Origin of the sequence: Methanoculleus sp. UBA291 (assembly GCF_002499755.1) — an archaeon.
Lineage (GTDB): Archaea > Halobacteriota > Methanomicrobia > Methanomicrobiales > Methanoculleaceae > Methanoculleus > Methanoculleus palmolei.
The window spans coordinates 62073-87099 of the sequence record NZ_DANC01000021.1; the positions used below are offsets into that span (position 1 = coordinate 62073).

Here is a 25027-nt window from a genome sequence, read left to right on the forward strand (position 1 = left end):
GGCGGCGTATCTCCGGCATCCCCAAACGGCGGGACTGCAGGCACGGCACCCGGAGTCCCTCCTGCGGAGGAGGGGGCGGAAAGGCGCACCGGACCTAAAAGGGTTACTCCATCCGCTCTCGCTTTTCAGGAGCCCTGTTCGTCACCCTGAGTTCGTCCGCAAACCGGAGGGTCTGTTGCGGGTAGGGCATCTCGATACCGTTCTCTTCGAGCGCCTGTTTGATCTTCCAGAGGAGGTCCGTCCTGACGCCCCACCAGTTCTGAGCCGGCGCCCAGATGTAAGCGGTCAGGTTGACGCTGCTATCGCCGAAGTTGTCGACGAAGACCGAGGGCGCCGGATTCTTCAGTGCGAACGGATGGGTCGCGATGACCTCCTTCATGATCCGCATCGCCGCCTCTGCATCGTCCTCATACCTGATGCCGATCTGATACTCAAACCTTCGGGCGGCGTTATGGACATAGTTGGTAATATTGGAGGTGAAGACCTTTTCGTTTGGAATCCGGACGTAAATCCCGTCATAGGTCTTGATGACGGTCGAGAGGATGCGGATATCCTCGACGTTACCGCTGACGTTCGCGACGTTGATGCTGTCGCCGATCCGGATCGGGTGCTCGAACATGAGGAAGAGGCCGGAGATCAGGTTGGAGACGACGCTCTGGCTGGCAAAACCGAGGACGAGACCGGCAACGCCCCCGGCCACCAGGAGGCCGGAGAGGTTGAAATTGAGCTGCGGGAGAGCGACGACGAGCGCCCAGACGATGATGAAGTAGTAGATCAGTTTCACGAGCAACTCGCGCTCGTTCTTGGGCAGCCGGTCCCCGAGGGCTCGCCGGACGTTTATCGCGACGATCTTCGCGATGGTGACGCCGACGATGAGGATGATCGCAAAATACAGGAGGTCCTCGACGGTGATCGAACCGACGCCGATAGGGATCTCCAGAACCTCGGTCAGGTCGAACGTCATGACAGCCCCCACTCCATCAGGTATCCCCGGGAGAGCACCGGGATCTTGCGGGCCGTGTAGAGCTCGATGGACTTCACCATATCCGATTTGAGGGGCACATCGACGAAGTCCGTCTCCGCAAGGAGCTTGGAGAGAATCTTCATGGTGGTAGTGACCGCCACGAACTCACCGTAGTAGAGCTTCATGTCGGTGCTGTCAAAGACCGCCCGGGAGACCTCCGCCCATTCGTGGGATGCATTCGAGATGGAGAGTTCCATCACCCCGTCACAAAAAGATTCGACCGGAGGGATCTCCGGGTAGACGGCACTCCAGTAGTACCGGGCGATGACCCCGGTCGTCGCCGGGCCGTAGAGCGTATACTTCTGACGTCCGGGAGCGAAGACGTCCAGCACCTCAATGCATTTTGCAGCATCGAGATACACGCCGATCTCGACGGGGAACTTCAGGTAGATCGTCTGGGTGGCACCGGGCCCGATGACCATCGGAGGGAATTCCATCATCAGGAAGTCCGTGATCTCCTCAGGGAGGTTGACCGGCTCCACCGGGTTGATGACGATCTCATCTGTCTCCGAGACCAAGATCCGCTCGAACGTCTGCCCTTCGCACCTCCGCCGGTAGGTCATAAGACCGTTCACCGGCCCGGCCTCCACCGAAACACTCCCGCATTCACGATGGAAAGCGCCTCTATACCTCCCAAACATCATCTATAATCTGCAAATACTCAAATATTAACTTACTTCAATGACGTAAGATGCCGATTTTTGCGTCCCGGAGCACAATCCGGAAAGACCCCCAGAAAAAGCCTGTTACTCCTGTTCCCGGAGAGAACCTGCTTATTGTAGTAACTCCGGCTGCCCAGACGGGATGAGATCTGAGAAAATATAAATATCAAATCGCCCGGGATGTATATTTTGAAGAGAATAAATAGACATCCTTTTAAGCGACGGTTCCAGAAACTTTCTCTGCGTATTAGTCCCGGTTCAGGGTGATACCCGTCGTTTCCGCCTTTTGCGGTAGTTGTCGTGAAGGTAGGGGCTATCACCACTGATCGGAAGCAGTAATTAATAAGAGGCGTCGAACTTGTCCAGAGAGAAGATCTTCCCGGCGGCCAAGAAGGTGCCACCGGGGCAACTTTGCAGGGGCGAAAACCGTCCACAGGTGATGCGCGTGAAGATGTACCAGGAGATTGCCAGAGGGCATATGAATTGCAGCCAGATACCTGTGGGTATCTTCGACCGTCTCCAGCAACCGACACTCGTTCTCGACTGCGAGGGGCGGGTGGTTATCTGGAACGACAGCATGGTACAGTATACCGGCGTTCCGGCAGAAAATATCGTTGGAATGGGCGGGTACGCGCATGGAGAAGCGCTGTTCGGCGAGAAACGTCCTACACTCGCGAACTACCTCCTGACTCGCGGCGATGCCGGAAGCGACTACCAGCAGCACAACGAAAGTGAGGAGACATTCACCGAGTCACGCATCACCCTGGCGTCCGGGAGAGAGGTTGTCTGCACGGCAGCTTCCCTCTACGACACCACCGGCAGACAGATCGGTGCCGTTGAGACCATCCGGAACACCCCGGAAGAGGAAACGATCCAAGAGTCTCGTGGAGGAGCGGAGGAGCAGATCCAGGTCCTGGCAAGCGCTCTGCCGGATATGATCTTCAAGCTCAACCGGGACGGCGTCTTCACCCAGTTTTACTGGTCCGAAGCCCGGAAAATGGGCGTAGACCCGGAAAAAGTCATCGGTGCGGCTCCCGGCGTCCTGCTCCCGCCGGAGGAGGCGGACTTCCTGACCGGAGCCGCTCGCCGGGTCATCGAGATGGGAGAGGTCGTCTCGAAGACCCGGTCGTTTATGTGGCACGGCGACCGACGGTCGTTCAAAGTCACCATTCACCCCCTGCACAACCAGGCCGGAAAAGTCGTGGCCGCCGCCGGGGTCAGCCGCGACATCACCAGCGTTCTCTGCCGTGAACGAACCATTCAGGAGACCGGCCAGCTCTCCAGCCTTTACCTCGACCTGCTCGGCACCGACATCTACAACACCAACATGGTCGCAGCAACGATCATCGAGATGCTTCGGGAGCGGCTCTCCGGCGAAGAGGCGGAACTCGCTCAAATGGTCAAAAATACGGTCGAGCAGGGGATCAACGTCATCAAAAACGTCGAACTCTTAAATACGCTCAAAACTCATCGCATCTGCCTGGAGCCGGTTGACCTGGACAGCAGTATCCGCAGCCAGATACGCCGGTACGCAGGCATCGATATCAGGTATGAGGGAGAAAAACTCATGGTCTGGGCGAACCCTCTCCTCGAGCACATCATATCAAATCTGATCAGCAACAGCATCAAGTTCGGCGGAATGAAGGTGCGGATTGAGATAACCGTCATGGAGGCCGGAGATACCGTAACGCTGACGGTTGCCGATACCGGCATCGGCATACCGGACCATCTGAAGCCCAACATATTCGATCGCTTCGCCAGGGGAAACAAAACCGCATCCGGGAGCAGAGGTCTTGGACTCCATATCGTCAAAACCCTCACAAACCAGTACGGCGGACGTGTCTGGGCGGCGGATCGGGTGCCCGGCAAACCGGAGGAAGGAGCGGCAATAAAGGTGATCCTGCAGAAGTGCTAGGCCGACATCCGGTTATGGCCAAGGGTACTTAGATATATATTCTCTCAAGGACTATATCCTACCGCATCATTCCCATCGGGGACTGCTTCAATGATACGAACCATATGCTTTAAAGAACGACGATACATCGAAGAGTTGAGAATTCTTACCAGAGCGACCGCGCTGGACTGCATCATCGATGAACGCTTCGACCGGGTAGTATACCTCATAAAAGAAGGCGATATGGGTCTCGCCATCGGCCGAAAGGGAAGCAATATCAGGAAAATGCAGCGGGTCCTCGGAAAACGCATCGAGATGGTTGAATATTCCCCGGAAATTGAAAATTTCACGAGGAATGTATTTAAGCCTGCCAGCGTCGTCGGTGTCAGGAGAGAAGACGACGGGAGACTCACGGTCTACGTCGATCCGGGCGATCTCGGCATCGCCATCGGGAAGAGCGGGTGCACCATCGAGAAAGCACGGCTCCTCCTCTCCCGGTACTTCGACACTGTCCTTGGTGAGGTGCTCGCGGAGGAAAACACCCATGCGTGACTGGAGCATCCTCGACGAGGTCTGGGAGGTCATCCAGGACCGGGCAGAACACCCCTCTGCCGAGAGTTACGTCAGTTCGGTCCTGACGCACCGGAAAGGAATCGACAAATCCCTGGAGAAGGTCGGTGAAGAAGCAGTCGAGTTCATCCTGGCCGCAAAGAACCAGGTGCCGGAGAGAACGGTCTCCGAAGCGGCCGACCTCCTCTTCCACTTCCTGGTGGCGCTTCAGGCATCCGGCACCGACATTTCGACTGTGCTCGACGAACTCTCCGCACGTCGAAAATAACCATAGTCATCCGGATTTCGGGGCGGGGCAATTCCCGGCGAACCGCTCAAAGGTATTCCTTCAGGTCCACCATCCGGGGAAGATCGTCCTTCTTCACGGCCGCGGACTCGACGACTGTATCTTCGATCATGATGGGAGCACGGTAACGCAGAGCGATGGCTATCCCGTCGCTCGGCCGGCAATCCATGATCTCGGTGCGCGACCCCTGCCGGAGGAGGAGTTTGGCATAGAAGACCCCCTCTTCCAGGGAATCGATGTGCAGGGCGTCGAGGGCTATCTCAAAATTCCGGAACAGCTCGACAATGAGGTCGTGGGTTATGGGCCGGGGAAGCATCTCACTATTTAACGCATTATTTATCGAAATCGCCTCCCAGAGCCCGACGTATATAGGTATCGTGCTGTCCTCCCCGGCATCCAGGACGACTGTCGGCGCCGCCCCCATATCGCTCACCGACATGAACACGCCCTGCACCCTGCAACTTTGAGCAGTCATGTTATCATCTGACATGAGCCTTATGACGTTTAAACCTTGGGGTCAATCCTTGCTATTTCTTCACGCGGGCAAGATACTCGCGCCGTACAATGACGAGACTCGACAGGAGACCGACGAGTATGTTGAGGTAGTAGAGGATCAGCCGCCAGAGAAGGACGAAGACCCCCACAATCGACGATGGGATGAAGAGGCTGTAGAGCGATGTGGCGCCGAGCTCCGCAATACCCGAGCCTCCGGGCGTGAGCGGGATCATCATGATGACGGCAAGGATAAGCTGGGCGACGAACGACTCGATGAGGAAAGGCGGCTGCCCAAGACCCACAAGGAGCAGCGAACCGATGGCAAACTCTGCGAACCAGAAGAGCGTTGTAAAGATAATCCCCCATACAAGGCCAACCTTTCCGCGGTTCACGAACCTGACGAGGCCGTCGTTAAAGTTGTCCACCTCCCGATCGATCGTCTCAAGGAGGCTCTCGAACCGCTTTAAGTGCCAGCGCCGGTCGATCCACCGCGACATCCTTTTGAGGAGACGCTTGAGGTAGTCCGGGTTCCTCACCGAGTAGACGAAGACCAGCACAAAGAGGATGACGGCTATCCAGGCGGCGTACATAAGGAGGCTCAGGCCGCTGAACCCTGAGGCAAGGCCGCTCCAGTACCGCCCGAGGAAGAGCATGGAAAAAGCCCCGAGGGCTCCAAGGACGATCCCATCAAGAATCCGCTCCATAACGACGACGGCGGTGGCGTCTCCGATCGGGACGCCGGCCCGGTAGAGTTCGTGAACCCGGACCGGTTCGCCTCCCGCCTGCGCCGGGGTGACCGACGCAACGAGTATGTTTGCCAGTACCAGGTTCATGCAGTGTTTAAAGCCCACGCGGTATCCGAGCGACGCTGTCATCAACTGGATACGGAGGGCCCAGAACCCGAACGAGACGAGGTGGAGGAGGACGGCAAGGACCAGGTAGAGCAGACTCACCCGGCTGAGATACTCGATCGTCATCTCGTCGACGGTGAAGTACAGGACACCCACCATGACAAGGGTGCTAAAACCGATCGAGATGAGCAGCCAGGTCCACTGGGACTTCTTCATGCTTTACGACGCTCCGTGTACTGGGGACGGATTCGGAGACCCGGTCCCCGAACGCCAATAGATATCCGCAGATATCATGCAAATTATCGGGCAATTTCAGGGGAAGGTGCCCGAAATGAGTTAATAGAGTATCGTGCAGCTACTATTTAACGATGATTTTATCGGATTTCGGCGGGATTGTCAGGATTCGGAAAACCCGCCGTCCGCGCACAGAGCATTACGAAGACCTCTAGACGGTGAAGAGTCCCCGGTCGCCGGTTATACGGAATAACCCGGCACGGATACCGGCATCAAGCCAGGCATACCCATAGCTGAACCGGGCGAGGGCCCCGGCAAGGTCGCCCGCTTCGAGGCACTCCACACCCCCGGTATACCAGGAGTGAGCCGCGGCATGGAGCGACTCGGCTCCCGCACAGAGGGGACTCGCCCTGTCCGGCCCCGTGCAAACCGCCATATAAGCATCAGAAAGCATCCGCCGGTAACGATGGGTCTTTTCATCCAGATGGGCGCTCAGTGAATCCGGGATGCATGCATCCACATCGACCGGGGGGTGGGCGGCAAGCGGTTCGAGCAGCCCGAGGCGCGAGCCCGCGTCGAGCCAGCCGATCCCGTATGCAAACGCGGCGAGCGCGTTTACCGGGTCACCCGCCCGGAGAAACGTTGTGCCGTCGCTCTGGTATGCTATGGCCATCTCGACCACCTCGTCCGCTGCCCGGTGGAGGAGAGTTCCCGCCGGAACGGCAATCCGGGTCCTGGAGAGGGACCCCCGGTAGAGAGTTCCGTAGTCTTCGAGGATCATAGGCCGGCAAAGACCTCCAGGTACTCGCGCTCCATGGGGTGGAGTTCCGCCGGCACGAGAAGGACATGGAGCGGAGGCCCGAAATCGGTCTCTTTGAGGTCCGCGCCTGACCCGGCGCGAACCACCGGGGCCGCCGATCCGGCCCGGGCGATGCCCACGTAGAGTGCCGGCGGTTCGATGCCGAGCTTCTCCGCCATCTCTTCGAGGAGAGCGATCGCTTCGGGGATGCACATGTAGCGGTCCTTCTGGATATCAAGGTAGACGAGCGTATGGAGAGAAAGAGCGAGGTTTGCCGCAACCGTCTCGATCGGAGTCGTGGGGAACCACCCTTTCGCGGGGAACGGCACCGAACAGGATTTCCCGAACCGGTAATTCTGGAGACCGGAGAGGCCCGAGACGGCGCTCGATATGGACGAAGCGTGGATGATGGACGTCTCAATGCCGGCGGCGGCCGCCCGCATCCGTAAGTCGGCATGCGTCGTCGAGACCATGGGGTCCCCCCCGGTCAGGAACACCACCCGACCTCTCGCGGCACGTTCCAGGACCTCACGGGGGTCCTGCTCGACGTCCTCCCGCACGAGCACCCGGACCTCCTTGCCGAAGAACGCCTCCATCGCGGCGACATCCGTCCCCATCAGCCGGGACGTATACGACTCAAGGTAGATGGCATCGGCATCCCGGACGCAATCGAGACCTTTGACCGATATATCCCCGAGATCGTAGAGCCCGAGGCCCACAAACGTCAGCATGGCCGGTTCGACTCCGGAGCAGGCATCATCGTCATCCCTCAATCGTCAGTATGTCATCATCGTAGAAGTAGCGGATCCAGGGAGTCGTTCTGCCGCGGATGCCGATAACGCGGAAGCTCCGCTCCACCGGCTGCCTTCCGTCATCCGTCCTCACTTCAATGACAATGTTCATCAGCTGCTTGATCGTGGCTATGATCTTCTCATCGAACGACTCGCTGTTAAGGACATAGACGCCGATCCCCTCGATTTTCTTCACCCGGTTCGTGATGACGTGGAGAAACTTGAAGGTCACCTCCAGCCGCGCATACAGAAGGAGCGTCGAGACCGAATTGACGCAGAGCCGGACCGGCGGGGGCATCGGCCCCGGAGGATCGGCCATCACCCCCTCTTTCCACATATACTCCACCATCCGGAAGAACTTGATCCCCATGTTGGTCAGGTCGCGGGGGCTCGTGACGAACTTCACCTTCGCCGTGTCCTGCAGGGTCGGCACCGACGTCTTCGTGACCGCGTCGATGAACCCGATATGGCTCATGTTCACCCCTGCCCCCTTGAACACATCGGCGACGACGGCGACACGCTCGTCGGTCGTGATTGCAACGGTCCATTCCCCGGACTGGGGGCAGGTTATCCTGTACGCGAGGTGTTCCGCGTAGGCAAGAGGCGGTGCCAGGACGAGGATATTCGTGGCGGCCCGCAGGCCACCGAATTCCCTGTCTATCATCGGGATACCGGTTTTATAGAGATACATCACATCACCAGCGGCAGTATATGGAACAGAAGACTTCCGACGAGGAGGCCGAGGGCGACCGTATAGACCGTGATTGCAAGCGTGATCTTTGAACCGACCTCGCGCAGGAGGACGGTGATGGTCGCGAGGCAGGGGACGAAGAGGACCGTCACGACCGCAAAGATATAGAGTTGCAGAGACGAGAGCACCGCCCCGAGGTTCGCGGTCCCTGCGAGGATGGCAAGGGTCTCAAACGCCATCTCCTTACGGAGAATGCCGAAGACGAGCGCCGTCGCCGAGTAACCGGGCAGGCCGAGGAGGGCCATGGTGTAGGGCTCCACCAGTTGTTCGAAGGCGCCCATGACGCCGAAGAATTCGAGCAGTCCGAGAACGACGCTTCCCACGAGGAGCAAAGGCATGGCGATGAAGAGGAACTCGGAGAGGCGCAGCCAGGCCTTCTTCATCACGAGTTTCGGAACCGGCCGGCGGAGCGGCGCCATTTCCATGATCATGCCGAACCGCTCGCCGGGCGTCACCCGGGAGAGGAAGAGCCCCGTGATCAGGATCAGGACAAAGACGATGGCGTAGACGCTGAATGCCGCTCCGATACCGACAAAACCCGCCACAATCCCGGCAATGATGACGGACCGGGCCGAGCAGGGCACCATGGTGACCAGGAACGAAGCGATGACGCGCTCCCGCCGGGAGGAGAGAAGTCGTATGCTCATAATGGCCGGCACGTTGCACCCGAATGCCAGCGTCAGCGGGATGACCGCACCGCCGTGCATCCCGACCCGGTGCATCGCGTTGTCGGCGAGAAAGGCCGCCCGGGTCATATACCCGGAGTCCTCGAGGATAGAGATGATGATGTAGAAGAGGAAGACATACGGGAACGCTATCCCGAAACCCGCCTGGAGCGCGAGCAGGAGAGATTTTCCCAGTTCTTCCACCAGAGGGGGCAGCCCGAGCGCGAGGAACGGCTGGAGCAAAAAGACATCGAAGAACTCCACGATAACTTCCTCAAGAAACGATCCCGTGATGAAGACCACAAGAAGCATCCCCACGAGGATACCGAGCATGATGGGGATGCCCGGGAACACCCGCGTCAGGATGCGGTCGAGATCGGTTTTGGGGAGGTGGGCCTTCTCCTTTATGGTGAGTCCGGCGATTTCGTGGGCGAAGTTGTGCCGGTTGGCCGCGATGATCTGGGCGACCGTCATCCGGTGCCGGGACTCGATCTCGTCGGCAATCGTCCGTGCCGCTTCGAGCAACTCCGGATTATCGCCAAACCCAAGGAGCGCACGGATGCTCTCCTTTCGGTCGGTCCCGAACATCTTTTCAAGGCTCCGGATGGCAGCCTCGATGTGGTGATCGTAGGGGATCTCAATCGCCGACGGGCGGGGAGCGGCAAGAGCCGCTGGAATGATCTGGTCGATGTTCTTCCCCTGCGACGCGGCCGTCGGGATCACGTCGATGCCGAGGAGGTCGCGGAGCGGGCCGGGATCGATTTCGAGCCCCTCTTTTACGGCTTCGTCGGCCATATTCAGCACAACGACCATCGGAAGACCGTACTCCGCCACCTGGAGGAGAAGATAGAGGTTGCGTTCCAGACGCGTGGCGTTCAACACCACGATGACCGCATCGGTGTCCTTCTGTTCCAGGAACCGACGGACCAGATTTTCTTCCTCCGAACTTCCATCCAGGGAGTAGACACCGGGGAGGTCCACAAGTTCGATGATCTCCCGCTGGAAGCAGGTGTTGCCCCGCTGCAATTCGACGGTGGTCCCGGGGTAGTTGCTCACCTCGACGCCGAGACCGGTGAGCTGGCTGAAGATCATGGATTTGCCCACGCTGGGGTTACCGATCAGTGCAAACCTCATGGGCACGACTCCACAATGATCGATGTCGCTATCTCGGGGCTGATCGCAATGTCGCACCCTTTCACCCGGACCACGATCGACAGGTTCGGTAGTTTCCGCCGGATCTGCACGACTTCACCGGGGAAGATGCCGAGGTCGAGCAGCCTCCGGTTCCGCCGGGGCCCCTGGATCATCGCTACCCGGGCGGTATCCCCTTCCTTGCAGTCGAGCAGCGTGCAGGTTCCCTGCCCCCGGCGGCAGCGTCCCATATGCCGCCCCGGGGCGGTTTGCGCGTCGTCCATGTAGGTGGAGAGCCGATCGATGGTCTCGTCGGAGATGCCGTGCTCGAGCGTGCAGGCCTCTTTGCTTGCTCTCTCCGCATCAACGCCAAGCATCTCCGTCAGGAAGCACTGCAGGACACGGTGCTTTCGGGCAACCTGCGACGCGACCGCCGACCCGTTCTCGGTCAGCCTGACGGCATCGTCCGATACTCGCTCAAGGTATCCTTCCTCGACCAGGGAGGCGAGAGAAGCGTCGACGGTCGCCTTCTCGACGCCGAGTGCCGCGGCTATCTCCTGCGACGTCGCCGACTGCCTGCCGTTTTCCGTGATCGTGAGAATTGCTTCAAGGTAATCCTCAACTGTGGAAGAAAGCATGTTACACTTTCTTTCATTTCTACAAGTTTATGGATTTGGGTTATCATAGTCGTCTATGAAAAACAGCGCCGTGCCGTCTTCATGAACCGAACAGACGGGGGTTCGTCCGAAGCGCCTGACGAACGTTAATGCCTATATGGTTTTGCAAATGATCGATTGATCATGGAAAGCCCGGGTAAGCAGGTCACCAACAGGGATGTCACCGAACGGCTCGCGTTCATGAGCCGTCTACTCGAGGTCGCGGGAAGCGACCGATACCGGATCGGGGCTTACGAGCGGGCGGCACGGCAGGTCGAGCGACTCCCCCTCCCGGTTGCCGGACTCGACGAAGAGGAACTGACCCGGGTCCCGGGCATAGGAGTCAAGATAGCCGGACAGATCCGGGAGATCGCCGCCACCGGATCGTTCCGGGAACTCAACGACCTGCAGACAGCCGTTCCCGGGTCGCTCGTCGAGCTGCTCGACGTTGCCGGGGTGGGACCCCGGACCCTGCGCGTCCTCTGGAAGAGACTCGGTGTCCGGACCGTGGAGGATCTCGCGCAGGCAGTGGAAGGGCACCGGATCAGGGCGCTCCCGGGTTTCGGCGTAAAGAAGGAAGAGATGATCAAAAGAGGCATCAGGCAGCTTCGCCGGAAATCGGACCGGATGACCAGACAGCAGGCCGAGGCCGTGCTTGCGAGCGCGCGAGCATTGCTCCCTCGCGGAGGGTATGCGGTCGCGGGGAGCTACCGGCGAGGGTCAAGTACCGTCGGCCGGATTGAGATTGTCGCTATCGGAGACCGGAGCACATTCTTGCACCGTCCTGGAACCGCCGCCGACGGGGTCGCCGGCGAGAGCGCTGAAGAAACCGTGCTCTTTGTCAACGACGCCGAACTGAACATCCGATTCACCGACCCCGAACGGTGCGGCACCGCACTCCTCTGCGCCACCGGCTCCCGCGGGTTTTTAGACCGGCTCGGTGCGGTAGCACAGAAACAGGGTTACCGGCTTGACCGAAACGGCCTCGCGGACTCGGCGACCGGGAAACTGCAGACGTTCGAGAGCGAGGAGGAGGTCTTTGCGTTCCTTGGCATGGCGACTATCCCGCCGGAACTGCGCGAGAACCGGGGCGAGGTCGAACTTGCCCTCCAGCACGCCCTCCCCGACCTTGTCGACCTCCACGAGATACGGGGGGACCTCCACGCCCACACCACCTCAAGCGACGGCCGCCAGTCGCTGGAAGACGTGGCAGAGGCAGGAGATGCCCGGGGCTATGAGTATATCGCAGTCACCGACCACTCGTCACGCATGAGCCCGGATGCTCTCGCAAAGCAGCGGGTCGAGATCGAGCGGGTCAACCGGCGGCATGTCTGCCAGCTCCTTGCCGGGAGCGAGGTGGAGATCAAGAGCGACGGGAAGTTAGGGTATTCGAATAAGGTCCTTGCAGACCTGGACCTGGTGATCGCCTCGGTTCATACTGGATTCAGCCAGGACCAGGATACCCTGACCCGGCGGGTCCTCACCGCGATGGAGAACGACCACGTCGATATCATTGGCCATCCTACCGGGCGCCTCCTCAGCCGGCGACCGCCGTACGCAATCGATCTTGTGCGCGTGGTCGCTCATGCGGCGGAGACGGGGACCGCCCTTGAGATCAACGCGTCGCCCCACCGGCTTGACCTTGAGGATATTTATATCTGGCACGCGAAGAAGAAGGGAGTGAAACTGGCTGCAGGAACAGATGCTCACAGGATTGGCGAATTCTCGAATATGCGCTACGGCGTTATGCTGGCGCGCCGGGGCTGGTGCACCGCGAGCGATATTATAAACACCCTCTCTCTATCCGGGTTGCTGGAGTGGAGGTCGTGATCTACCGTCTCTACGAGAAGATCCTCCTTCGGGACCTCCATACGCTTCCGGAGCAGATCTGTTTCATGATCACCGAGCAGGATATGCTCGACGCCCCGGGCAACCTCTACCGCGCCACCCAGTGGTGCCGTGACCTCGGGATCAGGAGCGTCATGTTCCACATCAGTACCACCGACCCGGCCCGGCTGGAGCAATGCCTTCCGCAGATCCGCGCGATCTCGTCGATTGCGCACCTGACCCTGCACTACCTGGACGGAATGGAGGCGAGCGGGGAAGGTATGGACGTAACGGTGGCGATCGGGAAGAGCGGGCGGGAAGAGATCGCCGACTGCGTGAGAAGGATGGCCAGAGACGGTGTAGACCCATCTTCGGTCGACGAAGACCTGCTGGAGTCATACCTCACCTTCAACTACGAACCGGACCTCGTCATCAAAACGGGCGGCAACCACCTGACCGACTTCCTCATATGGCAGTCGGTCTACTCCGAACTCTTCTTTCTCGACGTCAACTGGGCGCTTCTGCGGAAAGTGGATTTTCTCCGGGCACTCAGGGATTACCAGTCGCGCGCGCGCCGGTTCGGGCGATGAGATGTATCCGGCGCGAGGTCCGGAAAACCCTCTGCCTTTATCGTCAGGACCGACTCTCTGCACGCTCCTTCAGGCGCATGCGCTGGTCATAGACGCGCATCGCCCGCAGGAGATCGATCTTCCGGAACGCCGGCCAGTAGGGGGCGCAGAAGTAGACGGCGGACTCGTGGCCGTTCGCGAGCCAGGGGAGGAAGTTGGATGTCCGGTAGTCGTTGCCGGTGCGGATGATCAGGTCGACGGGGGGTATCGGCGCTCCCCGGTTGAGGTGGCTCTCGATGGTCGCGGTGCTGATAGCCCGAGGATCGATGACGCCCTGCTTTATTTCATTCAGTATTGACCGGGTTGCATGCACGATCTCGTTTCGGCCGCCGTATGCAAGCGCGATGTTGATGTAGTAGTCGGTGTAGTGCCGCGTCGCCTTCTCCGCCGCCTCAATGGTGGCAAGAAGGGCGTCGGGGAGGAGGGACCGGTCGCCGATCATCTGTACCCGGATATGGTTTTGATGCACCCGCTCGTCGGTCAGTATCGCGACAAATTTCTCCTGGAAGAGCGTAAAGAGCGATTTTAACTCGCTCTTATCCCTCCGGAAGTTCTCGGTGGAGAAGGTATAGAGCGTGATGTGCTGCACCCCGAGATCGCACGCCCAATCGAGGACATGCTCCGTGGTGTCCGCCCCGAGCCGGTGTCCTATTGCGGTATCGAACCCCTGTTCTTTGGCAAATCGGCGATTTCCGTCCTGGATCACCGCAACATGCCGGGGAATGTGCTTCACCTCCCATCGCAAACAGCGCTCATAGAGGGCCTCAATCCGGGACCTGAGTATCACAGAGGCGTCACCTCCACCACCATACCACCGTTGGGGTAGCGCTCGACGACGTACTTCCGGCCGGGCAGCCCGGCACCCTCGCCGGCAAGCACCCACCATGCCATCTCGACCCTTCCATCGCAGACCATATAATCATCCTCATCGAGGCTCGCCAGAAACTCGGTGACGGGGACCGCCGGTTCGAGCACCCCGTACACGACAGTCCCGTCATCGGTCACCTCTTCAAACGGACGCGCAGTATTGGCAGCGATCCGCTTTAACCGTTCCCGCAGCTGGACCGAGTCTTTGAAGACGGATGAGCAGAAATGGACTTTCGGGTCGTCGGGGAGTTCTTCCACCCAGCGGCGGGCGCCCAGCACCGCGTTATGCAGTCCGTCCTCGGGTTCGAGCCCGCGCGCGCGCATGGCGGCGGCGCAGGTCTCGCCCCACTCCAGTTCGTTGATGTTGAGGAAGTCAAGGAGCGGCAGCACGGCGGCAAGGGCGCCGATGCCCGGGAGCGCCGGCACCTCGATGCCGATGGAAAAACCCATTCGACGGGCGATGACGGCAGAACGGGCGTAGTCGGTCTCGCTGATGCGGGGCCAGGACTCGTGGGGCGGGTGGAGCCGGATCTCGTCGACCAGACCCTGCAGGCGCCGGAACATGGTTTCGTCCGGTGCAAGGCCGGTGTAGAGATGGATCTGGTGATCCGGGCCAAAATGCTCTTTGAGGGCCCGGCAATACTCCACCACGCGGTCAAGTTCAAGCAGCGGTTCGCCGCCGGTGACACCGGTCCCGAGAGCGCTCATGCACTCCGCTTCCTCGATGGCCTCCGACGGCGACGAGACCTGCCGGTCGTTTGCAAAAACAACATCCCGGCCTTTTCTCTCGCGCGAGAGCGGGCAGTACCAGCAGGTGCGGCGACACCGTCCGGTCACGAAGAGAACCATCTTTGCTCCCTGGTGGCAGAGGACACAACCCGGGCTCAGATGCGGCCCGTCGGAGGATACTCCCGAATCCTGTGGCATAAGACTGTATTATTTATGGCGGATGGAGATGAAAAGGTTTAATGATAAAGGAAGGAAGGGCAGAAAGACCAGATATGGGCATTAAATTGCCATACGCTCCAGGATTTTGCGTTTATCCTTCGGGCCGCAGGTGGCGGTGAACAATAAACAGATATAGGCCACGCACAGAAAATGATCCTGATAATGTCACCCAAGCCGCGCGATGACGGCCTCTCGGAGGTTGTCGGTTTCGTCCTTCTCCTCGGCGTGATCGTTGTCGCACTCTCGCTCTACCAGGTCTACGCAGTCCCTGCGGCGGGAAGGGAGAACGAGATCGCGCACATGAACCAGGTGAAGGACCGGTTCGTAGACTATAAGATCGGTCTGGATTCGCTCTGGGTGAACGAAAGACATGGGGTGCTCCTCTCGACGGCCTTCGACCTCGGGACGGGCGCGGGCGCGACCGGCGGCAGAGTCTTCACGCTCCCCATCTTTACTCCTGCGGGCTCGGGGGGGACGGTCTCGGTGATGAGCGGGGGGGCCAACCTGACGATTGAAGCCGGGACTGAGAGCACGACCATCCCCCTCGGCAGCCTTACCTACCGGTCCTCGAACAACTACTGGGTGGAGCAGACCTGGACTTACCAGATGGGCGCGGTCTTCCTCTCCCAGGAAGAGGGGACGACGGTGCGGGTCGGGCCGTCGATCGCGGCCTACAAAACCACCGACGGCAACACCACCCTCACCATCGCCCCGATCAGTCTCGACGGGGCGGCCACGATAGCGGGCTCGGGGCCGGTGCGGGTCGAGACAAGGATGCGCTCGAGCGGTTCTTCCTCCCTCAACGGGGCCTACGATCGGGTGAACCTGACCATCGAGGCTGGCGATCTGACGACGGCCAGAGCCTGGGAGAGAGGTTTTGGGGAGGTCCGGCAAAGGGCGATAGAAGAGGGGGTTGATACCTCGTCGTGGTCGATTGAACGGGACGGGAACACGACCCGGCTCATCGTCCGGCCGCCAGCAGACGAGAGCGAGACGGTGACCCTCAAGGTGTATCCGGCGAACTACACGGTGACGATCCATAACGCGGCGTCCCTGGTGGAGTGAGCGGTATGAGACAACATCGCGGTGAAGATGGAATCTCCGAGGTGGTCGGGGCCATGCTCCTGGTCGGCGTGACCGTCCTCGCCGTGGTGATCGTGGCGGTAGTCCTCCTCTCCGGCTACCAGCCGGACGAGGTCCCCCGTGCAGCCATCGTCGCGGGGAACGAGAGCGGCCGCCTCGCCCTCGTTCACGAGGGAGGCGACCCCCTCAGGGCGGGGGAGTACCGGATCTACGTTGACAACGAGAGCGGCCTTGCTGACGGGACCGATGACTTCATCGGACTTGAAGACGGCGCCTGGTCGATCGGGGGAGTCCTCACCTATACAGGCGGCGCAAACCCTACCCGCGTGATCGTGACCGCAGTCGCAGGGGGCAGCGAGACGATCCTTGCCGAGGTGGCCTTCAGGGGAGGGGGAAAGACGTTCTCCCCGGACCCGACGGAGCCGGGGGCCGGGACCGTCTCTGCAAACTTCACCGCGAACGTCACCTACGGCCCCGCCCCGCTTGCCGTCCGGTTCACCGACACCTCCACGGGCGGACCGACCGCCTGGCTCTGGGACTTCGGAGACGGAAACACGTCGACTGTGCAGAACCCCATCCACACCTACACGACGCCTGGAACCTATACCGTCAGCCTGACCGTAACGAGGGCGGGAGCATCCGATACCGAAACAAAGACAGGATACATCACCGTTACAGTATCTTCAACCGGGCACGATGCCCTGCTCAACACGGCAGTGGGAAAAACGGGCACGCTCATGCCGGGCGGTTACCTCGAATTCAAGGTGACCGGAGCCTACTCCTATGTCGAGATCGGGGGCACGCGCTACGACCTCACGATCGGCGATACGGTGAAACTGGTCATCGGAACGAGCGGAAGGGGCGAGATCTACATGAGCGAATCGACGATCACAACGTTTGCCTACGATGATGTAACGCTCTACATCAACGGCGGCGGGAAAGGAACCGCAAAAATCAACGATATCTACATCCAGAGTCACGAAGACCTCGTTTCAACACTGACACTGAACGTGCCGTCGAACAATAGGTGGACACGGTTCACGGTGGATGGTGAAACCATCATCGATGGTGATGATGACCGTGAAATTACCCTCTACAACCTGATGCCGGGAACGGATGGGCTGATGAATCTGAACAACGGGCAGGAGACGATCTATTTCGTGGGATCGATCACCAATTACATATTCTACGGGTAACGTTTATGAAAAACAACCAAAATGACGTGCAAACAATCTCCAGTCATTCACCCCGGGGCGAATACTGGATGGAATATGGAGGTTCGGCTCTGCCTGACCTCTTTGTGAAGAACCATCAGGCGTTGAGATGACCATAAGTTCCGCTCCTCGAGATAGTGTGATTTCTGCTGTCTCCGCTTCAATTGCCCTTGATAAGCGTGGCATTGCCGGAGGTAGTGTACAGAAAGTAAATGTATCGATGAAGACAACCAAGTTTCAGGACGAAACGTAAAAGGACCCTTCATGCCCGGCGACACCGCCGCCTCCGACCTCATCGGCGTCATGGCTCTCATCGCCGTCTTCGTGACGGCGGTAGCGATAGCCGGGGTGGCGCTCCTCTCCCACCCGCCCGGGGATGCGGCGCCCGCAATGATCGCCCGCATGGAGACCGATAGTGAGGGAGGGACCGTTTCAATCTACCACGACGGCGGCGACCCGCTTGAGAAGGGGCGCTTCGCGATCCTCGTCGACGGAGTCGACCGGACGGCCGATTTCAGCCTTATCGACGCCGCAGGAGAAAAGCATGAGATCTGGACGTCGTGGAAGACCGGGGAGGCCCTTGTCCTCGATACGAACGGAACGGAGAACCTCCGCATCCAGATTGTCGGAGAGGGCGTGAGACGCACCGGCGGCGACTGGCTCCTCCACGACCTCGGGAACGGCACGGCGGTGACGCCGACAACAGGACCCACACCGACAGAGACAGCAGGACCAACACCGGTGCCCCTTGCTGCGAACTTCACCGCCAACGTCACCTACGGCACCGCCCCGCTCGCCGTCCGGTTCACTGACACCTCCACGGGCGGGCCGACCGCCTGGCTCTGGGACTTCGGGGACAACGCTACCTCGACCGACCGGCACCCAACTCATATCTACGCGGCGCCGGGCAACTACACCGTCAGCCTGACCGTAACCCGGGCCGGGGCCTCCGACACCGAGACGAAGACCGGGTACATCATCGTCTCCTGCTGCTCGTCCCCGGGGCTTCTCGGCACCTATTACCCGACCAGAGAGTTCACCGGCACGCCGGTCCAGAGGGTCGATCAGAGACTCCGGTTCGCCGACGCGGAGGCCGGGAGAATATATCGTTGCGGTTCCGACGAAGAGGACTGGCCCAACAGCACTCTCAACAAGACCGAGCAGTTCAGCGTCGTCTATGAAGGTTACCTGCTCGTTCCGGCGGATGCCACATACACCTTCTACCTCACCTCAGACGACGGGTCGCGCCTCTGGATCGATGCCGTGGACGAGGGTGCCGAACCCCTGATCGACCACTGGGGTTACCACAAGCCGGAGGAGAAGAACAGTTCGATCCATCTCTCCGCCGGGTCGCACCCCATCAAGGTGAAGATGTTCGAGAACAACGGAGCGGCCGTCCTTTACCTTGAGTGGTCGTCGCCCGACTTCGAGCGCAAACCGGTCGATTCCTTCTGTCAGGGCACGGTGCAGGTCTCTGCAAACTTCACCGCAACACCGCTGAACGGCACCGCACCCCTTGAGGTGCAGTTCACCGACGCTTCCATGGGAGGGGTGACATCGTGGTTCTGGAACTTCGGGGACGGCACCACGTCGACTGTGCAGCATCCGAACCACACCTACACGGCGCCGGGAACCTACACCGTCAGCCTGACGGCAAGCAACGCCTGCGGGTTCTCGACCGAGACCAGGACCGACTACATAACCGTGCTGGCCCCGCCCGTTGCAAACTTCACCGCGAACGTCACCGAAGGAAACGCGCCGCTCGTCGTCCAGTTCAACGACACCTCGACCGGCAATGTGACCTCATGGTCCTGGGACTTCGGGGACGGCAACACATCGACCGAGCAGAACCCGGTGCATATCTACGAGAGCCCCGGCAACTACACCGTCAGCCTGACCGCAAGCAACGCCTACGGCAACGACACCTGGACCAGAGAGGACTACATCCGGGTTACAAAATCCTTCATCGATTTCATCATAGACGAGAACGTCTTCGTCTACGGAAGCGCCCTCCAGTTCGGCGGGAACAACGTCAACGGCCCGGGAGCAACGGTCATCGTTACCGGTGGGCTGACGACGAGTGACCTGAACGGCGGCGCCTCCATCGCCGTGACGGACATCTACATCGACGGCGACGTTACCCTCGACGACGGGAGCGCGGGCCTCGGGTCGGCAGAAAAACCCGGGTCCATCTACGTCAACGGGGACCTTGAGTTATGGAGAGGCGCAAGAGAGATCTATGGCGACGTGTACGTTGCCGGCAACTTCAGCCTGAAGGACGCGAAGATCCACGGGAACGTCTACGTCGACGGAGACCTCACACTCGAATGGACCCCCTGGATCGCGGACGATGCATACATCTACTACACCGGCACGAACACGACCCCCAGCAACTACAATGCCGATATCCTTGCAAAATGCATCCACCAGGCAACAGTGCCCGGATTCACCATGCCGGATCAGGGGATACCCTCCGTGAAATCTGACGAATGGTATGCGGCACGAGGGTACGTCTCGGGCGGAGACCTGACGAGCAACATGAAGGTATTTGCCGACAGTTACACCTCCGAAGGTTGGAAGCACACCGCAACCAACGTCATCATCATCGCACGCACCGGCGACATCACCATAACAGGGCTGGGCGGTAGCGGTGTCACCGGCATCTTCTTCGCCCCGAACGGGAAGGTAACGTTTAATGGTGCATTCCTGGAGGGAGTCGTCGTCGCCCGCGACGGATTCGACGTCACCAGCGGCGGAACGACGGTCACCTTCAAGAACGTCGAGGTATACGTCAGCGACCCTGCGGACTATCCGTTCTGACGGGTGAAGATAAGGATCACAGGGCCGACCATAGCCCTCACCCCAAATATCATCTTCGCCCCACTCCCCGCCGTCGAGCAAGCATGAAAAGCCTCCCTGCCCCTAACCGGGAACGAAAACCCTTATAGACGGAACAGGTCCTGCTCGTGTGCATTCTCCGGCAGGCGGGCATATCTTCTGAAGAATGGAGCGCAGTCGATGATGAAAAATCCATTCTAGGCCAGACTGCTCTTAGCGCATCTCAGGCGCCCAAACCCCCGTTCGCCCCGGCGTGAACTCCGCACCCGACGACAACCTCCCGGACAGCCTACATCGGCCCATCCGGCCCCGTCACCCTCCCCTCGTCCATCAGGTCCGTGTAATCGTCGAACCAGTAGGCCTCCGGGTTGCTCTTATAGACCATGAACCGGCCTATGTCCTCCGGGTTTTCCGCCTGGTTGTACTTGAAGAACGTGAACTCATCGGTCCGGCCCACCACCTCGATCTTCCCCGTCGCGTGGGAGATCACAAACCGGGCCCGCTTCGCCAGCCCCGAGCAGCCCGACCGCGCCTGCTCGAAGATCCGGTAGGACTCCTCCACCGGCACCGCGAACGTCCGGTTGCCGGTCGTCGGGCGGCACTGGAAGACATAGTAAGGATTCGCCCCGATCGAAGCGAGTCTCTCGAAGAGCGCAGCAAGCACCGCCGGGTCGTCGTTGATGCCGCGGATCAGAGGCGTCTGGTTCATGACGACCGCTCCGGCATCCTGCAGGAGAGAGACTGACTGACATGCAGCGTCGGTCAGTTCCCGCGGGTGGGTGAACTGCGCCATGACGTAGATCCGCTTTTCGTCCGTGCTGTACTTCCGGATCATATCGAGGAGCGCCGGGTTATCGGTGACCCGGAAGGGATCGTATGCAGGCACCTTCGTCCCTATCCGGATGACCCCGACATGATCGATCCCCCGGAGTCGCCGGACGATATCGGCCAGCCCGGCGGCCTCAAGCATCAGCGGATCGCCTCCGGTAAGCAGGACGTTGGTGATCTCCGGATGGTCCCGGATGTAGAGAAGTCCCTCCGAGACGTCCTTAGTCACTTCGCGCGCACTCTTGATGAAGAGACGCTTGCGGAAGCAATAACGACAGAGACCGCCGCAGAGGTCGCTGACCAGCAGGAGAGCAGTCTCCCGGTATTTGTGCTGCAGCCCCGGCGCCATGGTGTATCGGTGTTCGGACGACGGGTCAAGTTGCCCCCAGGGCTCCAGTTCCTCAAGGGTCGGGATGATCAACCGCCGGATAGGGTCCCGGGGATCGCTCCAGTCGATCAATGAGAGGTAATAGTCGTTTGCGCGAAACGCAAAGAGTTCCGTTACCCGCGCAAGGTCGGCACGCTCCTCCGGAGGGATACCGGAGATCCTATCGAGCGATGATAGGTAGACCGGAGTTCTGGTATCATTGATCTGGCCCGTTGCATCATCGACCGGATTCTGGGTATCATCTCTTGTGTTCATGGGAATGCCTCCAGACCGACACTCTGCCGTGCATGATGCGACCCGCACAGGCCGGGGGACAGGTGCATGAGAGCGAGAGCGAGAAGAAGATCCGATCTACGCGCAAAGATTCATGAGAGATTCATGCTCTCATGCAGGAAACCGTCGTTTCGGCATGTATCACAGAGTGTCGGGTTTGGTTTGTACCTGAAAAAAGGGTCTGACGATATTTAAACATTCGGTTTGAGGTGCAAAAATGCAGGGATCTCGCCCGGATTCCCATCGACTCCCCGGTTCGTCAGGGCAGGGCGGGAGTGCAGATACCCGGGCGGAAGGGCAATGCCTCTCCCGCTTACAGGGGGTCTCCGACCGGTGAAACGGTCGGAGGCGCTATCTCCTCTTCTTTCTGGCCATCGAGAGGATATCCACCACGTATCTTCCTTCTTTCTCCAATCCGACGACAACTTCATCAGATCTGGCCAATTTATCGATGTTCAGTTCGTACGAACCCGGCCCGAGGATCCGGATGCTCTCAATCCGCTCAAAGACCTCGATCTCCTCTTTTTTCCGGTCCTCGCGGATCTCAAGCACGTTCTCACCCGTTTCCCGGGCTATTTCGTCGATGGTCTTCTCTTTCAGCACGTCGTCGTGCCGTTCGGCCTCACGAATGTAAAGAAACTTCTTTCCGCCACAGCTCGGGCACCCCTTCAGTATCTTCGTCGAACCGTCCTCGAATTCCCTGCCGCATTGCGTACACTTGTGAGGCATATCTATCACCCGTACTTATCCCGCTACTTTGAAGATGAGACCCACGCACTGATGAGGTCTTTCTCCTTCTTAAGGGTCCGAAGCTGGTTTGCAGGCCCGATCACGGTCAATCGGCTCTCAGAGCGCTTCCCTCCAAGCAGTTTGCCGAGGAATCCGGTCGGCGCTTCCCGAATCGGATAGGTCTCCATCTCAATCCCGGAAAACCCGTCGGGCGCGATCTCCCGCATCGTGATCTCGATAAGTTTACTCTGTTCGTCCGGCGCGAGACCCTTCTCCAGAACAACGATGTTCCCCTCCATGACATCGTCAAGGATCAGGCGAATCTTCTCCATGGATGTGAGCCGGTCGAGGCGATCTGCCGAAATAAGGTCTATCTGTACACCCTGTATCATCTCCATCACCCAAAGTATGATGCCATCTTTTCGTACAACTCGTCCACGTTGTTCCCTTCAAGACCCGAGATGGAGATCACCGGGTGCTGAGGAAACGCACTCTTGATCCGGGCGGCAGAAGCATCAGGGAGGTCGTTCTTGTTCGCAACGATCAGGACCGGGAGACTCCGGCTCTCGATGATCCCGATCAGCATGATATTCACCTGCTGGAACGGGTCCTGCGTTGAATCAAGCATGTAAATGACGCCGTCGATATCCTCACGGAGCCAGTGCATCGCCTCGGCCACGCCCTCGGTAGCCTCCCGTGCCCGCTTGATCGCTTCCTCCTTCTCGATGCCGTATTCAACGAACTCGTTATAATCAATCTTGGTCGTCACGCCCGGCGTATCGACGATGTCGATGGTGATCGAGTTGCCGTTGTGGCTCGTGATGGTGATGTCCTCCTTGCGCCGCACGCGGCGGGTTTCGTGAGGCACCTCACTGACCGGCCCGACTGCATCACCCACCCAATCCCGCACAATTCTGTTTGCAAGCGTCGTTTTGCCTGCATTGGGAGGGCCGTAAATCCCAATACGGCAGGTCCGCTTCTTAAAGAGCGTCTTTAAGAACGTTGAGATCTTTTGTTTTGCACGAACGAAGAACGTCATTAAGCTCCCTCAAGTAGGCCGATTCGCCTATACTAAGGTGTGTTATGGCACTCACAAATACATATAATTATATGTTCCGTTCAGCGCACCCATCTGATTTTATGGAAAGAACCGCAATCCCAGAGCGAGAGAATTCTTTTATACTGTTGAGACCTAGATACACTTGCACCGGGGGAATCAGACCGCATATCGACCGGATTAGAAGAATACCAACATATTGATCGGATCAGGTGAATCCCATGATGAACAACAGCGATACTATCCGTTTCGAGACACGCATACCGGTAAGGGAGGTCATGCAAAGTCATCCAACGACAATCGATGTGGGAGAGGCCGTTGCCAGAGCGGCGCAGACCATGTGCCGGGATGGAGTCGGCAGTTGTATCGTACTGCAAAATAACCTGCCCACCGGGATCGTCACGGAGGAGGATATCAACTGTAAAGTCGTGGCAAAAGACTTAAAACCGAGCAGCATTCAGGTTCGCGAGATCATGAGCACCCCGCTGATCACGATCGGTGCCGATAAACTGGTCGGCGACGCGGCGGCAATGATGGTGAAGCACCGCGTTCGCAGACTTCCCGTCGTTGAGAACCAGATGGTTATCGGGATCGTGACGGTCAGAGATATTCTCACCGTTGCAGCCGAAGTGAACGAACTGCTGGCAGATCTTATTGAGATCAATCGCGAGGAGGAGTATGCCATGGGCGTCTGCGACCGATGCGGGAAGATGTCCGACGACCGATCAAGGGTCGACAACCTTATGCTCTGTCCCGCCTGTCGGGAGGAGGAACAATTGCTATGAAAGTGGCCTCAAGCCTGATGGTGGAAATACCCACCCTGCACTACGACGACTACGTCACGAAAGCGCGAAGCGTTCTCCGGGACGACGTCTTTCGTGAACTTTTCGTCGTAGACGAGACAAAGCGCCTGATGGGATACCTGGACATATCCGACGTCCTGTTGGTGATAGACACCAAATCAAACGTTACCATCAAGGGCTTTATCCGGGAGGCCGCCCGGGTCGCTCCGGATACGCCCCTAACAGAGGTCGCCCTCGCCATAATGGAGGCCCGGACAAACAGCGCGGCGGTCGTGAACGAAGACGGCCGGCTCCTCGGGGGAGTACTCTTCTCCGAGCTCTTTCCGGTCCTGATCTCCCGCTACAACATCCCGGGGAGGGTCAAGGACGTCATGTCGCGGGAACCCGTCACCTGCGAATTCCGGGAGCCCATACACCGCATCTACAGCCTGATCACCTCCAGCGGTTTCATTGCATTCCCGGTTCTGCAGAAGAAAGAAGTCATCGGCGTCGTCTCCCGTCGAGACCTTCTGCGCGCCGGAAACATTCGTATGTCGGTGAAAAACCAGGCGGATACCACGGTGGAGCGGGTGATGACAACACCCGTCATCAGCGTAGCACCCGACGATACGATTGCAACGGCGAGCCGGCTGATGGTCGATCATGATGTCAGCATCCTCCCGGTTATCGATGAAAAAAAGAGGTTTGTCGGCGTTATCGACCGTCACGACGTTCTAAGCAGTCTCCCCCGATGA

The 25027-nt window shown here is 59.2% G+C and carries 25 protein-coding genes; 10 read left to right on the forward strand and 15 right to left on the reverse strand.

Annotated features, from left to right (window positions below; all coding sequences use genetic code 11):
* Window positions 1-103: 103 nt before the first annotated feature.
* Both BP737_RS05130 and BP737_RS05135 read right to left on the reverse strand, forming a co-directional pair.
* Window positions 104-964 carry a mechanosensitive ion channel family protein gene (locus BP737_RS05130; RefSeq protein ID WP_292410219.1) on the reverse strand — a complete coding sequence of 287 codons (861 nt, stop codon included), beginning with the start codon at window positions 962-964 and terminating at the stop codon, window positions 104-106.
* Window positions 961-1599 carry a DUF432 domain-containing protein gene (locus tag BP737_RS05135; protein ID WP_292410221.1) on the reverse strand — a complete coding sequence of 213 codons (639 nt, stop codon included), beginning with the start codon at window positions 1597-1599 and terminating at the stop codon, window positions 961-963. The genes BP737_RS05130 and BP737_RS05135 overlap by 4 nt, the downstream gene beginning before the upstream one ends.
* Before the next feature lie 565 nt (window positions 1600-2164).
* Between BP737_RS05135 and BP737_RS05140 the strand changes: the two genes are divergently transcribed.
* From BP737_RS05140 to hisE, 3 genes are all read left to right on the forward strand, one after another.
* Window positions 2165-3601 (forward strand): sensor histidine kinase, encoded by a 1437-nt coding sequence (locus BP737_RS05140; RefSeq protein ID WP_292410223.1) that lies wholly within the window; start codon window positions 2165-2167, stop codon window positions 3599-3601.
* Window positions 3602-3691: 90 nt separating this feature from the next.
* A complete protein-coding gene (locus BP737_RS05145; RefSeq protein ID WP_292410225.1) occupies window positions 3692-4132 on the forward strand; it encodes a NusA-like transcription termination signal-binding factor in 441 nt (146 codons plus the stop codon).
* The gene (gene hisE, locus BP737_RS05150; protein WP_292410226.1) at window positions 4125-4418 is read left to right on the forward strand and encodes a phosphoribosyl-ATP diphosphatase; all 294 of its coding nucleotides are present in this window, start codon (window positions 4125-4127) and stop codon (window positions 4416-4418) included. The genes BP737_RS05145 and hisE overlap by 8 nt, the downstream gene beginning before the upstream one ends.
* Before the next feature lie 46 nt (window positions 4419-4464).
* Here the strand turns inward: hisE and BP737_RS05155 are convergent, their stop codons facing one another.
* The 7 genes from BP737_RS05155 to BP737_RS05185 all read right to left on the reverse strand — a co-directional run bounded on the left by BP737_RS05155 (window position 4465) and on the right by BP737_RS05185 (window position 10791).
* Window positions 4465-4911, reverse strand: coding sequence for a bifunctional nuclease family protein (locus BP737_RS05155; protein ID WP_292410227.1), 447 nt, complete (start codon window positions 4909-4911; stop codon window positions 4465-4467).
* Window positions 4912-4963: 52 nt separating this feature from the next.
* Window positions 4964-5998: a lysylphosphatidylglycerol synthase transmembrane domain-containing protein gene (locus tag BP737_RS05160; protein ID WP_292410228.1), complete on the reverse strand. Its 1035-nt coding sequence runs from the start codon at window positions 5996-5998 to the stop codon at window positions 4964-4966.
* Window positions 5999-6227: 229 nt separating this feature from the next.
* Window positions 6228-6797 carry a DUF357 domain-containing protein gene (locus BP737_RS05165; protein ID WP_292410230.1) on the reverse strand — a complete coding sequence of 190 codons (570 nt, stop codon included), beginning with the start codon at window positions 6795-6797 and terminating at the stop codon, window positions 6228-6230.
* Window positions 6794-7546, reverse strand: a complete 753-nt coding sequence (dph5, locus tag BP737_RS05170) for a diphthine synthase (protein WP_292410232.1) — start codon at window positions 7544-7546, stop codon at window positions 6794-6796. The genes BP737_RS05165 and dph5 overlap by 4 nt, the downstream gene beginning before the upstream one ends.
* Window positions 7547-7577: 31 nt before the next feature.
* Window positions 7578-8297, reverse strand: a complete 720-nt coding sequence (locus BP737_RS05175) for an RAD55 family ATPase (protein WP_292410233.1) — start codon at window positions 8295-8297, stop codon at window positions 7578-7580.
* Window positions 8297-10156, reverse strand: a complete 1860-nt coding sequence (gene feoB, locus BP737_RS05180; protein WP_292410235.1) for a ferrous iron transport protein B — start codon at window positions 10154-10156, stop codon at window positions 8297-8299. The genes BP737_RS05175 and feoB overlap by 1 nt, the downstream gene beginning before the upstream one ends.
* On the reverse strand, window positions 10153-10791 hold the full coding sequence (locus tag BP737_RS05185; protein ID WP_292410237.1) for a DtxR family transcriptional regulator: 639 nt from the start codon (window positions 10789-10791) through the stop codon (window positions 10153-10155). The genes feoB and BP737_RS05185 overlap by 4 nt, the downstream gene beginning before the upstream one ends.
* Before the next feature lie 162 nt (window positions 10792-10953).
* Between BP737_RS05185 and BP737_RS05190 the strand changes: the two genes are divergently transcribed.
* Both BP737_RS05190 and BP737_RS05195 read left to right on the forward strand, forming a co-directional pair.
* Window positions 10954-12639 carry a helix-hairpin-helix domain-containing protein gene (locus tag BP737_RS05190; RefSeq protein WP_292410238.1) on the forward strand — a complete coding sequence of 562 codons (1686 nt, stop codon included), beginning with the start codon at window positions 10954-10956 and terminating at the stop codon, window positions 12637-12639.
* Window positions 12636-13226, forward strand: a complete 591-nt coding sequence (locus tag BP737_RS05195) for an undecaprenyl diphosphate synthase family protein (protein WP_292410317.1) — start codon at window positions 12636-12638, stop codon at window positions 13224-13226. The genes BP737_RS05190 and BP737_RS05195 overlap by 4 nt, the downstream gene beginning before the upstream one ends.
* Before the next feature lie 43 nt (window positions 13227-13269).
* Here the strand turns inward: BP737_RS05195 and uppS are convergent, their stop codons facing one another.
* Both uppS and BP737_RS05205 read right to left on the reverse strand, forming a co-directional pair.
* Window positions 13270-14049: a polyprenyl diphosphate synthase gene (gene uppS / locus BP737_RS05200; RefSeq protein ID WP_292410319.1), complete on the reverse strand. Its 780-nt coding sequence runs from the start codon at window positions 14047-14049 to the stop codon at window positions 13270-13272.
* Window positions 14049-14981 (reverse strand): radical SAM protein, encoded by a 933-nt coding sequence (locus BP737_RS05205; protein ID WP_292410240.1) that lies wholly within the window; start codon window positions 14979-14981, stop codon window positions 14049-14051. The genes uppS and BP737_RS05205 overlap by 1 nt, the downstream gene beginning before the upstream one ends.
* A gap of 261 nt (window positions 14982-15242) precedes the next feature.
* Between BP737_RS05205 and BP737_RS05210 the strand changes: the two genes are divergently transcribed.
* From BP737_RS05210 to BP737_RS05220, 3 genes are all read left to right on the forward strand, one after another.
* Entirely contained in the window at window positions 15243-16145 is a 903-nt protein-coding gene (locus BP737_RS05210) for a DUF7289 family protein (RefSeq protein WP_292410242.1), read from the forward strand.
* Window positions 16146-16150: 5 nt separating this feature from the next.
* Window positions 16151-17359, forward strand: coding sequence for a PKD domain-containing protein (locus tag BP737_RS05215; RefSeq protein ID WP_342685982.1), 1209 nt, complete (start codon window positions 16151-16153; stop codon window positions 17357-17359).
* Between the two features lie 282 nt (window positions 17360-17641).
* Window positions 17642-20197, forward strand: a complete 2556-nt coding sequence (locus tag BP737_RS05220) for a PKD domain-containing protein (protein ID WP_342685983.1) — start codon at window positions 17642-17644, stop codon at window positions 20195-20197.
* A gap of 307 nt (window positions 20198-20504) precedes the next feature.
* Here the strand turns inward: BP737_RS05220 and BP737_RS05225 are convergent, their stop codons facing one another.
* The 4 genes from BP737_RS05225 to BP737_RS05240 all read right to left on the reverse strand — a co-directional run bounded on the left by BP737_RS05225 (window position 20505) and on the right by BP737_RS05240 (window position 23472).
* Complete coding sequence (locus tag BP737_RS05225; RefSeq protein WP_292410246.1) at window positions 20505-21686, reverse strand: KamA family radical SAM protein; 1182 nt, start codon at window positions 21684-21686, stop codon at window positions 20505-20507.
* Between the two features lie 369 nt (window positions 21687-22055).
* Entirely contained in the window at window positions 22056-22433 is a 378-nt protein-coding gene (locus BP737_RS05230) for a Zn-ribbon domain-containing protein (RefSeq protein WP_292410248.1), read from the reverse strand.
* A 23-nt stretch (window positions 22434-22456) separates the two neighbouring features.
* On the reverse strand, window positions 22457-22825 hold the full coding sequence (locus BP737_RS05235; RefSeq protein WP_292410250.1) for a DUF2073 domain-containing protein: 369 nt from the start codon (window positions 22823-22825) through the stop codon (window positions 22457-22459).
* A 5-nt stretch (window positions 22826-22830) separates the two neighbouring features.
* Window positions 22831-23472 carry an Era-like GTP-binding protein gene (locus tag BP737_RS05240; protein ID WP_292410252.1) on the reverse strand — a complete coding sequence of 214 codons (642 nt, stop codon included), beginning with the start codon at window positions 23470-23472 and terminating at the stop codon, window positions 22831-22833.
* A 239-nt stretch (window positions 23473-23711) separates the two neighbouring features.
* On the opposite strand from BP737_RS05240, the gene BP737_RS05245 reads away from it, so the two are divergent.
* Window positions 23712-24275, forward strand: coding sequence for a cyclic nucleotide-binding/CBS domain-containing protein (locus BP737_RS05245; protein ID WP_292410255.1), 564 nt, complete (start codon window positions 23712-23714; stop codon window positions 24273-24275).
* Window positions 24272-25027 (forward strand): CBS domain-containing protein, encoded by a 756-nt coding sequence (locus BP737_RS05250; protein WP_292410257.1) that lies wholly within the window; start codon window positions 24272-24274, stop codon window positions 25025-25027. Before BP737_RS05245 ends, BP737_RS05250 begins: the two co-directional genes overlap by 4 nt.

Excerpts from the sequence above, each read along its gene's own strand:
- BP737_RS05145 (WP_292410225.1), top strand. The coding sequence starts at position 3,692 with ATGATACGAACCATATGCTTTAAAGAACGACGATACATCGAAGAGTTG.
- hisE (WP_292410226.1), top strand. The coding sequence starts at position 4,125 with ATGCGTGACTGGAGCATCCTCGACGAGGTCTGGGAGGTCATCCAGGAC.
- BP737_RS05175 (WP_292410233.1), bottom strand. The coding sequence starts at position 8,297 with ATGTATCTCTATAAAACCGGTATCCCGATGATAGACAGGGAATTCGGT.
- BP737_RS05165 (WP_292410230.1), bottom strand. The coding sequence starts at position 6,797 with ATGATCCTCGAAGACTACGGAACTCTCTACCGGGGGTCCCTCTCCAGG.
- BP737_RS05130 (WP_292410219.1), bottom strand. The coding sequence starts at position 964 with ATGACGTTCGACCTGACCGAGGTTCTGGAGATCCCTATCGGCGTCGGT.
- dph5 (WP_292410232.1), bottom strand. The coding sequence starts at position 7,546 with ATGCTGACGTTTGTGGGCCTCGGGCTCTACGATCTCGGGGATATATCG.
- BP737_RS05250 (WP_292410257.1), top strand. The coding sequence starts at position 24,272 with ATGAAAGTGGCCTCAAGCCTGATGGTGGAAATACCCACCCTGCACTAC.
- BP737_RS05225 (WP_292410246.1), bottom strand. The coding sequence starts at position 21,686 with ATGAACACAAGAGATGATACCCAGAATCCGGTCGATGATGCAACGGGC.
- BP737_RS05190 (WP_292410238.1), top strand. The coding sequence starts at position 10,954 with ATGGAAAGCCCGGGTAAGCAGGTCACCAACAGGGATGTCACCGAACGG.
- feoB (WP_292410235.1), bottom strand. The coding sequence starts at position 10,156 with ATGAGGTTTGCACTGATCGGTAACCCCAGCGTGGGCAAATCCATGATC.
- BP737_RS05160 (WP_292410228.1), bottom strand. The coding sequence starts at position 5,998 with ATGAAGAAGTCCCAGTGGACCTGGCTGCTCATCTCGATCGGTTTTAGC.
- BP737_RS05240 (WP_292410252.1), bottom strand. The coding sequence starts at position 23,472 with ATGACGTTCTTCGTTCGTGCAAAACAAAAGATCTCAACGTTCTTAAAG.
- BP737_RS05210 (WP_292410242.1), top strand. The coding sequence starts at position 15,243 with ATGTCACCCAAGCCGCGCGATGACGGCCTCTCGGAGGTTGTCGGTTTC.
- BP737_RS05235 (WP_292410250.1), bottom strand. The coding sequence starts at position 22,825 with ATGATACAGGGTGTACAGATAGACCTTATTTCGGCAGATCGCCTCGAC.
- BP737_RS05215 (WP_342685982.1), top strand. The coding sequence starts at position 16,151 with ATGAGACAACATCGCGGTGAAGATGGAATCTCCGAGGTGGTCGGGGCC.
- BP737_RS05185 (WP_292410237.1), bottom strand. The coding sequence starts at position 10,791 with ATGCTTTCTTCCACAGTTGAGGATTACCTTGAAGCAATTCTCACGATC.
- BP737_RS05140 (WP_292410223.1), top strand. The coding sequence starts at position 2,165 with ATGAATTGCAGCCAGATACCTGTGGGTATCTTCGACCGTCTCCAGCAA.
- BP737_RS05230 (WP_292410248.1), bottom strand. The coding sequence starts at position 22,433 with ATGCCTCACAAGTGTACGCAATGCGGCAGGGAATTCGAGGACGGTTCG.
- BP737_RS05205 (WP_292410240.1), bottom strand. The coding sequence starts at position 14,981 with ATGGTTCTCTTCGTGACCGGACGGTGTCGCCGCACCTGCTGGTACTGC.
- BP737_RS05220 (WP_342685983.1), top strand. The coding sequence starts at position 17,642 with ATGCCCGGCGACACCGCCGCCTCCGACCTCATCGGCGTCATGGCTCTC.
- BP737_RS05155 (WP_292410227.1), bottom strand. The coding sequence starts at position 4,911 with ATGACTGCTCAAAGTTGCAGGGTGCAGGGCGTGTTCATGTCGGTGAGC.
- BP737_RS05245 (WP_292410255.1), top strand. The coding sequence starts at position 23,712 with ATGATGAACAACAGCGATACTATCCGTTTCGAGACACGCATACCGGTA.